This window comes from Sphingomonas sp. GM_Shp_2 (assembly GCF_026540875.1).
GTDB classification, from domain to species: Bacteria; Pseudomonadota; Alphaproteobacteria; order Sphingomonadales; family Sphingomonadaceae; genus Sphingomonas; species Sphingomonas carotinifaciens.
In genome coordinates this window covers 1-11,104 of the sequence record NZ_JALNUQ010000078.1, presented here as the reverse complement: position 1 = coordinate 11,104, position 11,104 = coordinate 1, and the positions used below count along the sequence as shown (strand labels likewise).

The 11,104-nt window shown below is 67.2% G+C and carries 11 protein-coding genes; all 11 read left to right on the top strand.

Annotated features, from left to right (window positions below):
• On the top strand, positions 1–2,076 hold a 2,076-nt coding region (gene infB, locus OXR08_RS17990; RefSeq protein WP_267351964.1), incomplete at its 5' end, for a translation initiation factor IF-2.
• A gap of 53 nt (positions 2,077–2,129) precedes the next feature.
• Positions 2,130–2,516 (top strand): 30S ribosome-binding factor RbfA, encoded by a 387-nt coding sequence (rbfA, locus tag OXR08_RS17985; protein WP_112381582.1) that lies wholly within the window; start codon positions 2,130–2,132, stop codon positions 2,514–2,516.
• A gap of 31 nt (positions 2,517–2,547) precedes the next feature.
• Positions 2,548–2,829, top strand: a complete 282-nt coding sequence (locus OXR08_RS17980; RefSeq protein ID WP_267351961.1) for an AbrB/MazE/SpoVT family DNA-binding domain-containing protein — start codon at positions 2,548–2,550, stop codon at positions 2,827–2,829.
• Complete coding sequence (locus OXR08_RS17975) at positions 2,826–3,215, top strand: type II toxin-antitoxin system VapC family toxin (RefSeq protein WP_267351959.1); 390 nt, start codon at positions 2,826–2,828, stop codon at positions 3,213–3,215. The genes OXR08_RS17980 and OXR08_RS17975 overlap by 4 nt, the downstream gene beginning before the upstream one ends.
• Positions 3,215–3,793, top strand: a complete 579-nt coding sequence (locus OXR08_RS17970) for a thymidine kinase (protein ID WP_267351957.1) — start codon at positions 3,215–3,217, stop codon at positions 3,791–3,793. The genes OXR08_RS17975 and OXR08_RS17970 overlap by 1 nt, the downstream gene beginning before the upstream one ends.
• A gap of 26 nt (positions 3,794–3,819) precedes the next feature.
• Positions 3,820–4,794 (top strand): tRNA pseudouridine(55) synthase TruB, encoded by a 975-nt coding sequence (gene truB, locus OXR08_RS17965; RefSeq protein ID WP_267351955.1) that lies wholly within the window; start codon positions 3,820–3,822, stop codon positions 4,792–4,794.
• 12 nt (positions 4,795–4,806) lie between these two features.
• Complete coding sequence (gene rpsO / locus OXR08_RS17960) at positions 4,807–5,076, top strand: 30S ribosomal protein S15 (protein ID WP_112381587.1); 270 nt, start codon at positions 4,807–4,809, stop codon at positions 5,074–5,076.
• Between the two features lie 182 nt (positions 5,077–5,258).
• A complete protein-coding gene (pnp, locus tag OXR08_RS17955) occupies positions 5,259–7,622 on the top strand; it encodes a polyribonucleotide nucleotidyltransferase (protein ID WP_112381588.1) in 2,364 nt (787 codons plus the stop codon).
• A gap of 354 nt (positions 7,623–7,976) precedes the next feature.
• Positions 7,977–9,086 carry an 8-amino-7-oxononanoate synthase gene (locus tag OXR08_RS17950; RefSeq protein ID WP_267351952.1) on the top strand — a complete coding sequence of 370 codons (1,110 nt, stop codon included), beginning with the start codon at positions 7,977–7,979 and terminating at the stop codon, positions 9,084–9,086.
• Positions 9,083–9,694: a dethiobiotin synthase gene (gene bioD / locus OXR08_RS17945; protein ID WP_267351950.1), complete on the top strand. Its 612-nt coding sequence runs from the start codon at positions 9,083–9,085 to the stop codon at positions 9,692–9,694. Before OXR08_RS17950 ends, bioD begins: the two co-directional genes overlap by 4 nt.
• Positions 9,691–10,932 carry an adenosylmethionine--8-amino-7-oxononanoate transaminase gene (locus OXR08_RS17940; protein WP_267351948.1) on the top strand — a complete coding sequence of 414 codons (1,242 nt, stop codon included), beginning with the start codon at positions 9,691–9,693 and terminating at the stop codon, positions 10,930–10,932. Before bioD ends, OXR08_RS17940 begins: the two co-directional genes overlap by 4 nt.
• Positions 10,933–11,104: the final 172 nt, after the last annotated feature.

Genomic DNA, 11,104 nt, shown 5'->3' with positions numbered 1-11,104 from the left:
GTCATTCCGCCCCGGCCCGCACCTGCCCCGGCACCCGCGCCCGCGCCTGCCCAGGCCGCCGCACCGGCCGCCGGCAACACGGCGTCGTCCTCGGCACCGCGTTCGCTGCCGTCTGGTCAGGCGACCCCGCGCAACGCGCCGCCCAGCCGGCCGCAGCAGCGCGACCGCAAGGGTGACGAGCGTCGTGGCGGCAAGCTGACCGTCAACCGCGCGCTGAACGAAGACGGCAGCGCCCGTGCCCGTTCGCTCGCCGCGCTCAAGCGTGCCCGCGAAAAGGAGAAGCGTTCCTTCGGCGGCCCGCGCGAACCGCAGGTCAAGCAGGTCCGCGACGTGCAGGTGCCCGAGGCGATCACCGTGCAGGAACTCGCCAACCGCATGGCGGAAAAGGGCGCCGATCTGGTCAAGACGCTGTTCAAGATGGGCATGCCCGTCACCATGACGCAGACGATCGACCAGGACACGGCCGAACTGCTGGTGACCGAATTCGGCCACAACATCGTGCGCGTCTCCGATTCGGACATCGATCTGGCGATCGACACCAGCGAGGACCCGGTCGATGCGATGAAGCCGCGTCCGCCGGTGGTGACCATCATGGGTCACGTCGATCACGGCAAGACCAGCCTGCTGGACGCGCTGCGCGGCACCGATGTGGTGCGCGGCGAGGCCGGCGGCATCACGCAGCATATCGGTGCGTATCAGGTCACGCTGAAGGACAAGTCGAAGGTCACCTTCCTCGACACGCCGGGCCACGAAGCGTTCACGCAGATGCGTGCCCGCGGCGCGGACGTCACCGACATCGTGGTGCTGGTGGTTGCGGCCGATGACGGGCTGATGCCGCAGACGATCGAGGCGATCAACCACACCAAGGCATCGGGCAAGCCGATGATCGTGGCGATCAACAAGATCGACAAGCACGACGCCAACCCCCAGCGCGTGCGCGAGCGTCTGCTCGAGCATGACGTGCAGGTCGAGGCGATGGGCGGCGAGACGCAGGACGTCGAGGTGTCGGCGCTCAAGAAGATCGGCCTCGACGAGCTGATGGAGAAGATCCAGCTCCAGGCCGAACTGATGGAGTTGCAGGCCAACCCCGATCGCGGCGGCGAAGGTGCCGTGATCGAGGCGAAGCTGGACAAGGGTCGCGGCCCCGTCGCGACGATCCTCGTCAATCGCGGTACGCTGAAGGTCGGCGACGTGTTCGTCGTCGGCGCCGAATCGGGCCGTGTGCGTGCGCTGGTCGATGACAAGGGCCGTCAGGTGAAGCAGGCTGGCCCTGCGATGCCGGTCGAGGTGCTGGGCCTGTCGGGCGTTCCGCAGGCGGGCGACCAGTTGCAGGTCGTCGAGAACGAGGCGCGTGCCCGCGAGGTCGCGGAATACCGCCAGGGCGTGCTGACGCAGAAGCGGACCACCGCGGCGCCGGCCAGCCTGGAATCGATGTTCTCGGCGTTGAAGGCCAATCAGGCGCTGGAATATCCGCTGGTCGTAAAGGCGGATACGCAAGGCACCGTCGAGGCCATCGTCGCGTCGATCAACAAGATCTCGACCGACGACATCAAGGCGCGCATCCTGCACTCGGGCGTCGGCGGCATCACCGAGAGCGACGTGACGCTGGCGGCTGCCAGCGGCGCGCCGATCATCGGCTTCAACGTTCGCGCCAACGCCAAGGCGCGCGAGATCGCCGAGCGGAACAAGGTCGCGCTCAAATATTATGACGTGATCTATGACCTGATCGACGAGATCCGCGCCGGTATGGCCGGGCAGCTCGGTCCCGAGGCGTTCGAGACGGTGGTCGGCCGTGCGGAAATCCGCGAGGTCTTCTCGGCGGGCAAGCACGGCAAGGCGGCGGGTCTGCTCGTCACCGAAGGCGTCATCCGCAAGGCACTCAAGGCGCGCATCACCCGCAACGACGTCATCGTCTATGTGGGCGAGATCGCCAGCCTTCGCCGCTTCAAGGACGATGTTGCCGAAGTGCGCGCCGGTCTGGAATGCGGTGTGACCTTCTCCAACAACTTCATCGACATTCGTGCCGGTGACTATCTCGAAACCTTCGAGGTCGAACTGCGCGATCGTACGCTGTAACAACCGGATGCCTGCCTCTCCGCACGCGGAGGGGCAGGTAACGGACAAAAGCCATGAACAAAGATCCCCAGGAAAAATCGGTCCGCACCCTGCGCGTCGGCGAACAGGTGCGCCATGTGCTGTCGGAAGTGCTCCAGCGCGGCGACGTGCATGACGATACGCTCGCCAAGCACATGGTCAGCGTGACCGAGGTCCGCATGTCCCCCGACCTGCGCCACGCCACCGTCTTCGTGAAACCCCTGCTCGGCAAGGACGAGGAGGCCGTGTTGAAGGCGCTGCGCACCAACACCGCCTATCTGCAACGCGAGGTCGCCACCCGCGTGAAGATGAAATACGCCGCCAAGCTGAAGTTCCTGGCGGACGAAAGCTTTGACGAGGGCAGCCATATCGACGCCATCCTCCGCTCGCCCGACGTGGCACGCGATCTGGGCGAGGATTGACGCCGGGCTCGGTAAGACGCATCTTACCGGCATGAATGCGCATACCACCATGTCGGAAAAGGGCCAGGTCGTCATCCCGAAGGATGTTCGCAGGCGCTTCCATTTCGGCGCGGGCGACCGGCTCGACGTCATCGAGCGGCCCGATGGCGTGCTGTTGCGCAAACGATCCTCCACGTCCAGCGAGAGCTTCGAGGCGGTCACATCGCGCATCCGGTCGCGCATCAATGGCAAGGTGCCGTCTTTGTCGATCGACGACATGAGTTCGCACATCGCCGCGATGTGGGCAGATGGCGGGCCACGTTGGGATCGATGAAGGCTGTCGATACCAACGTCCTCGCGCGCTACATCACTGGTGACGATCCCGCTCAGGCCGAACAGGCGACCGCGCTGTTAGCCCAGCCGTTTTTCGTTGCGGATACGGTGTTTCTGGAAACGGCCTGGCTCCTGAGCTCCTATTACCGGCTCGATCGTGCCACGCTCGCGGCGACCCTGCGTGATTTGCTGTCCCTGCCCACCATCGCCGTTCGCGATCACGATGGCCTCTTGTGGACGGTCGATCAATTTGCAGCGGGTGCAGATTTAGCGGACATGGTCCACCTCGTAGCATCTGCGGGACTGGACGCTTTCGTCAGCTTCGAGAAGCATCTCGCCAAGGCGGCGGGGCCGGACACGCCTATTGCCGTCGAGCGCCTGACCTGATGGCCAAGCTCTATTTCTACTACGCCTCGATGAATGCGGGCAAATCGACCAACCTGCTCCAGGCCGATTTCAACTATCGCGAACGTGGCATGCGCACGATGCTGTTCACCGCCGCGATCGATGACCGGTTCGCTTATGGCACGATCACCTCGCGCATCGGCCTGTCGCAGACCGCCACGCCCTTCCACGTCACCACCGATATCGAACGCTGCGTGCTGGATCGCCATGTCGAGGGTGCTATCGCCTGCGTGTTCGTGGACGAGGCGCAATTCCTGACCGCAGGCCAAGTCGATCAGCTCGCCCGGCTGGCGGACGTGCACAACATCCCCGTTCTCGCCTACGGGCTGCGCACCGATTTCCGGGCGGCGCTGTTCGAGGGCTCGGCGCGGCTACTGGCGCTCGCCGATGCGCTGATCGAGATAAAGTCGATCTGCATGTGCGGGCGCAAGGCGACGATGAACCTGCGCGTCGATGAAGACGGCCGGGCGATCGCGGAAGGCCGCCAGACCGAGATCGGCGGCAACGAACGCTATGTCGCGCTGTGCCGCCGCCATTTCTGCGAGGCGCTGGCGCACTGAGCGCCGTGCCGCTAGGCCCCCGCGCCATGCATGGATGGATCATTCTCGACAAGCCGCTGGAGATGGGCTCGACGCAAGGGGTGAGCGCGGTCAAGCGCGTGCTGCGTCAGGGCGGCTATGGCAAGTGGAAGGTCGGGCATGGCGGCACGCTCGATCCGCTGGCGACCGGCGTGCTGCCGATCGCGATCGGTGAGGCGACGAAACTCGCCGGCCGGTTGCTCGACAGCGACAAGGTGTACGACTTCACCATCCGCTTCGGTACGCAGACCGCGACGCTGGACACGGAGGGAGCGGTGGTCGCCACCAGCGACACCCGCCCCACCCGCGCCGCGCTGGACGCGGTGCTGCCGCGCTTCACCGGCGCGATCGAGCAGGTGCCGCCCGCCTATTCCGCGCTGAAGGTCGATGGCCAGCGCGCCTATGACCTCGCCCGCGCCGGCGAGGAGGTGGTGCTGGCGACGCGCAGCGTGACGGTGCACCGACTCCACGTGCCGAAAACAAACGCCGGTCCGCACCATCCGTTCGCTCAGCACGAAGGGATCGAGGCACAAGACAAAGGCCCTGAAACCCCGCCAGGCCAGCCCGACGAGGAGTTGCAGGAGATCACCCTCACCGCCCATGTCACCAAGGGCACCTATATCCGCAGCCTGGCGCGCGACATCGCGCTGGCGCTCGGCACCGTCGGCCATGTCACCATGCTGCGCCGGACCAAGGCCGGGCCATTCACGCTGCAAAACGCGATTACGCTGGACAAATTGAACGAACTGGGGCAGGCGCGCACCCTTGAACAGATACTCCTGCCGCTGAGTGCGGGGCTGGACGACATCCCGGCTCTTGCGCTCTCCCCCGACCAGGCAGGGGCGCTCCGTCAGGGGCGTGTGTTGGCCGGGATCGCCATGCAGGACGGCATGACGCTCGCAACGCTCGATCAGGTGCCCGTGGCACTGGTCGAGATCGCGAACGGCGAAGTCCGGGTCTTGCGTGGCTTCAACCTCGATTAGAAAGGATCAACGATGTCGATCACTGCCGAGCGCCGTCAGGAACTCATCAAGGATCATGCCCGCGCCGAAGGCGACACGGGTTCGCCCGAGGTTCAGGTCGCGATCCTGACCGAGCGGATCAAGAACCTGACCGAGCACTTCAAGGGCCATGCGAAGGACAACCATTCGCGTCGCGGCCTGCTGATGCTGGTCAACAAGCGTCGCAGCCTGCTGGACTATCTCCGCCACAAGGATGGCGAGCGGTATCTGGCCCTCATCGCGAAGCTCGGCCTTCGCAAGTAAAAAATGGCGCCTTCGGGCGCCATTTTCTTATCGCCGAAACACGTTTAGTCTAACCAGCATCCTCCGGCGCTGCGAAGTCCGGAGCACACAGGCAAGCGGGGCAATTCGGCCCCGCACCAGAGCCACTACTGGCTCCCTCATAGGCCCCGACCGGGATAGGCCCGCCGGAGTAAGGAAATAGCATGTTCGATACCAAGAAGGTGGCAATCGAGTGGGGCGGCAAGACGCTGACCCTCGAAACGGGCAAGGTCGCCCGCCAGGCCGACGGCGCCGTCATCGCGACGCTGGGCGAAACCGTGGTGCTGTGCGCCGTGACCGCCGCCAAGACCGTCAAGGAGGGGCAGGATTTCTTCCCGCTCACCGTCCATTACCAGGAGAAGTTCTCGTCCGCGGGTCGCATCCCCGGCGGCTTCTTCAAGCGCGAGCGTGGCGCGACCGAGCGTGAGACGCTGGTCAGCCGCCTGATCGATCGCCCGATCCGCCCGCTGTTCCCGGAAGGGTTCTACAACGAGATCAACTGCATCGCGCAGGTGCTGTCCTATGACGGCGAGAACGAGCCCGACATCCTGGCGATGATCGCCGCATCGGCCGCGCTCACCATCTCGGGCGTGCCCTTCATGGGCCCGATCGGTTGCGCGCGCGTCGGCTACCAGAATGGCGAATATCAGCTCAACCCGACCGACGCAGAGGCGATCGCGGGCGAGCTGGACCTGGTCGTCGCCGCCACGCACGACGCGGTGATGATGGTCGAATCCGAGGCCAAGGAGCTGTCGGAAGAGGTGATGCTGGGCGCGGTCATGTTCGCGCACAAGGCGTCGCAGCAGGTGATCAACGCGATCATCGACCTGGCCGAGCAGTCGGCGAAGGATCCGTGGGAACTGGCCCCAGTCGCCGACAAGTCGGACACGATGGCCAAGCTGAAGAAGGCGATCGGCAAGGATGTCGAGGCGGCCTACAAGCTGACCGACAAGCAGGCCCGCCAGACCGCGCTGAACGAGGCCCGCGCCAAGGCGCGCGACGCCTTCGCCGACCTGAAGGAAAGCGATCCCGCCCAGTATCTCGGCACGCTCAAGCTCGTGAAGAAGCTCGAGGCCGATATCGTGCGCTCCGCGATCCTGAAGAACGGCCGCCGCATCGACGGCCGCGACACCAAGACGGTGCGTCCGATCGAATCGGAAGTGCACTTCCTGCCGCGCGCGCACGGCTCGGCGCTGTTCACCCGCGGCGAGACGCAGACCATCGCGACCACGACGCTGGGCACCAAGGATGCCGAGCAGATGATCGACGGCCTGAATGGCCTGTCGTATCAGAACTTCATGCTGCACTATAACTTCCCGCCCTATTCGGTCGGCGAAGTGGGCCGCTTCGGCGCGCCGGGCCGCCGCGAGATCGGCCATGGCAAGCTGGCATGGCGCGCGCTGCACCCGGTGCTGCCCTCGAAGGAGGAGTTCCCCTATACGATCCGCGTCACCTCGGACATCACCGAGTCGAACGGGTCGTCCTCGATGGCCACCGTCTGCGGCGGTTCGCTGTCGATGATGGATGCCGGCGTGCCGCTGAAGCGCCCGGTCTCGGGCATCGCGATGGGCCTGATCCTGGAGGGCAAGAACTTCGCCGTGCTGTCCGACATCCTGGGTGACGAGGATCACCTGGGCGACATGGACTTCAAGGTCGCCGGCACGTCGGAGGGCATCACCGCGCTCCAGATGGACATCAAGATCTCCGGCATCACCGAGGAGATCATGAAGGTCGCGCTGGAACAGGCCAAGGAAGGCCGTGCGCACATCCTGGGCGAGATGGCCAAGGCGCTGGGCGAGACCCGCTCGGAGCTGTCGGCGCACGCGCCGCGCATCGAGACCTTCTCGATCGACAAGTCCAAGATCCGCGAAGTCATCGGCACCGGCGGCAAGGTGATCCGCGAGATCGTCGCGACGACCGGCGCCAAGGTCGACATCGACGACGAGGGCGTGATCAAGGTCTCCTCGTCCGATCCGGCGCAGATCGAGGCGGCGATCGCCTGGATCAAGGGCCTGGTCGAAGAGGCCGAGGTCGGCAAGATCTATGACGGCAAGGTCGTCAACCTGGTCGATTTCGGTGCGTTCGTGAACTTCATGGGCGGCAAGGACGGTCTCGTCCACGTCTCCGAGATCAAGAACGAGCGCGTCGAAAAGGTCGCGGACGTCCTGTCCGAAGGGCAGCAGGTCAAGGTAAAGGTCCTTGAGATCGATCCGCGCGGCAAGGTTCGCCTGTCGATGCGCGTCGTCGACCAGGAAACCGGTGCCGAGCTGGAGGACACCCGCCCCGCCCGCGCACCGCGCGAAGGCGGCGACCGCGGTCCGCGCGGCGATCGTGAGGGCGGCCGTGGCCCCCGTCGCGAGGGCGGCGACCGTGAAGGCGGCCGCGAAGGTGGTCGGGGCGGCCCGCGCCGCGACCGCGGCGATCGCGGCCCGCGTCGCGAAGGCGGCAATGGCGGCAACGGCGGCGGCCGTGATGACGGCCCCGCGCCCGAATTCGCCCCCGCCTTCCTGACCGGCGACCGCGACTGATCGGACGGGTGCGCCCGAAAGGACGCACCGCGACATCGCAAATGGAAAAGGCCCGGTTCGCCGGGCCTTTTTCGTATGTGCCGTACCCTGAACTCTTTCGGCGAAACCCCATCCGTTCGGGCTGAGCGAAGTCGAAGCCCCTGCCCATGGACCGACACCTCCCCCAAGCCGTTCGTGTCGAGTAAAGATCGAGTAGCTCCGCAGGAGCGTAGCGAGAGCTTGTATCGAGACAGTGCCGCACGCGGCGCCGTGTCTCCCGGTACGCGGCTGAACGGGCTCCGCATCGACCTGACGCCATCCGCCCCCCGGCAAAGTTGATTCCGCCCCCGCCCGCGATGCTATAAGGCGCCCCCCATGCTCGCCTTTCATCAGCAGGACCTCGCCGCGCTGGCCGCGCGCGACCGGCTGCGCACGCTCCAGCCCCGCCTGGCGGTCGATCTCGCCTCCAACGACTATCTGGGCCTTGCCGCCAGCCCGCAGCTTGCCGCCGCCGTCACCGATGCCATCGCGCGCGGTGTTCCCGTTGGCGCGGGCGGCTCGCGCCTGCTCCACGGCAACCACCCCGAACACGAGGCGCTGGAGGCGGAGGCCGCCGCCTTTCTGGGTGCGGAATCCTGCCTGTTCTTTTCCAGCGGCTATGCCGCCAACGTTGCGCTGCTCGCCACCCTGCCCCAGCCCGGCGACGTGATCGTTCACGACGCGCTGATCCACGCCAGCGCCCGCGAAGGACTGCGCCTCGCGCGCGCGCCCGCGATCGAGATCCCGCACAACGATGCCGCCGCCGTCGAGGTCGCGATCCGCGACTGGCGCGCGGCGGGTAATACCGGTACGCCCTGGATCGCGGTGGAAAGCCTCTACAGCATGGACGGCGACACCGCCCCGCTCGCCGACCTGTCCGCCATCGCCGAGCGCCACGACGCCATGCTGCTGGTCGACGAGGCCCATGCCACCGGCGTCTTCGGCACCCGCGGCCAGGGCCTTGCCACCCCCTCGCCGCGCACGATCACGCTGCACACCTGCGGCAAGGCCCTGGGATGCGAAGGCGCGCTGGTCGCCGGTCCGGCGGTGATGCGCGACTTTCTGGTCAATCGCGGCCGCGGCTTCATCTTCTCCACTGCGCCCTCGCCCTTGATGGCGAGCGCGGTGCGCGAGGCGCTGCGCATCTTGGGCGACGAACCCGAACGCCGCGCCGCACTCCACACCCGCATCGCCTCCGCCGGACGGCTCTTCGCCCCCTATGGCGCCACGCCCACCGGCACCCCGATCATGCCGCTGATCCTGGGCGAGGATGGCACCACCATGCGCACCGCCGCCGCCCTTCAGGCGCACGGCTTCGACATACGCGGCATCCGCCCGCCCACCGTCCCTCCGGGCACCGCCCGCCTGCGCCTGTCGATCACCCTCAACGTCCGCGACGAAGACCTCGCCGCCCTCGCCACCCTCCTCCCCCAGGTCCTGCCATGAAATTCATCGTCACCGGCACCGATACCGAGATCGGCAAGACCGTGTTCGCCGCCGGCCTCGCCGGCGCGCTCGGCGCGACCTATTGGAAGCCGATCCAGGCCGGGCTGGAGGATGGGGCCGATGCCGATACCGTCGCCACGCTGGCGCCCGGCGCGCGCATCCACCCGTCCGCGTGGCGCCTGACCACCCCCTGCTCCCCCCACCGCGCGGCCGAGCTGGACGGCGTCACCATCGATCCCTCCGCGCTGACACCCCCCGCCGTCGCCGGCCCGCTGGTGATCGAGGGTGCCGGCGGCGTCCTCGTCCCCGTCACCCGCCGGCATCTGTTCGCCGACCTGTTCGCCGCGTGGCAGATCCCGGTCATTCTCGTCGCGCGCACCGGGCTCGGCACGATCAACCACAGCCTGCTCTCGATCGAGGCGCTGCGCGCGCGCGGCGTGTCGATCCACGGCATCGCCTTTGTCGGCGATCCGGTCGAGGACAGCGAGGCGACGATCGCCGACATCGCGCAGGTCGAGCGCCTCGGCCGCCTGCCCCGCCTCGCCCCGCTCACCCCGGCGACACTTGCGCACGCCTTCGCCGCCGCTTTTCCGAGCCTTTGCGCATGACCTCCCCCGTCTGGCACCCCTTCACCCAGCATGGCCTGAACGAGCCGATCCCGCGCGTCACACATGGCGAGGGCGCGATCCTCCACACCGCGGACGGGCGGCGCATCGTAGACGCCATCTCGTCCTGGTGGGTGACGACGCACGGACACGGCCACCCGCGCATCGCCGCCGCCATCGCCGCGCAGGCCGCAACCCTGGACCAGATCATCTTCGCGGGCTGGACGCACGAGCCCGCCGAGGACGTCGCCGCCGAACTGATCCGCCTCACCCCGCCCGAACTCACCCGCGTCTTCTTCTCCGACTCCGGCTCGACGGCGGTCGAGGTCGCGCTCAAGATGGCGCTCGGCTTCTGGGCGAACCATGGCGCGCCGCGCGAGCGCATTCTGGTGATGCAGCACAGCTATCACGGCGACACGATCGGCGCGATGTCGGTCGGCGCGCGCGGCGTGTTCAACCGCCCCTATGCGCCGCTGCTCTTCGATGTCGGCACCATCCCCTTTCCCACCGACCCGCAGGCAACGCTCGACGCACTGGAGGCACAGGCGCGCGCCGGCGCCGCCGCCTTCATCGTCGAGCCGCTGGTGCTGGGCGCGGGCGGCATGCTGATCTACCCGCCCGCCGTGCTGGCCGAGATGCGCACAATCTGCGCCCGCCACGGCGTGCTGTTCATCGCCGATGAGGTGATGACCGGATGGGGCCGCACCGGCACGCTGTTCGCCTGCGAACAGGCGGGGGTGGTGCCCGACATATTGTGCGTGTCCAAGGGCCTGACCGGCGGCGCGGTGCCGCTCGCCGTCACGCTGGCCAGCGAGGCGATCTTCGAGGCGCACCGATCGACCGACCGGTCGCGCCAGTTCTTCCACTCGTCCAGCTACACCGCCAACCCGATCGCCTGCGCCGCCGCCCGCGCCAATTTCGCGATCTGGCGGGAAGAGCCGGTGGCGGATCGCATCGCGACGCTGGTGGCGCGTCAGGCCGCCCACCTCGCCGATGCTGCGCAGCATCGCCGTGCAGCAAATCCCCGCCAGCTCGGCACCATCGCCGCGCTGGAGGTGGGGCATGACGAAGGCTATCTGTCCGACCTGGCGCCCCGCCTGCTCGCCCATTTCCGCGACCGCGACCTGCTCGTCCGCCCGCTCGGCAACACGCTCTATGTCATGCCGCCCTACAGCATCGCGGCCGACGACCTCGCCCGCGTCTGGCACGCGATCGGCGAGGCGCTGGATATGGTCGTGTAGAGCAGGATCGTATCGGGTTGATCCAACATCCGTCCGCCCAGCGTAGCGGGGACAACCGCATATCGAAAGACATCCGGCGATTTCGGTTGCTCCCGGTGCGCCTGCTCCGTTCCCCCAGCGAGGAGTGCCTCACCGCTCCGTCTTCGCAAACGCAATCGTCGTTCTCGAAAAG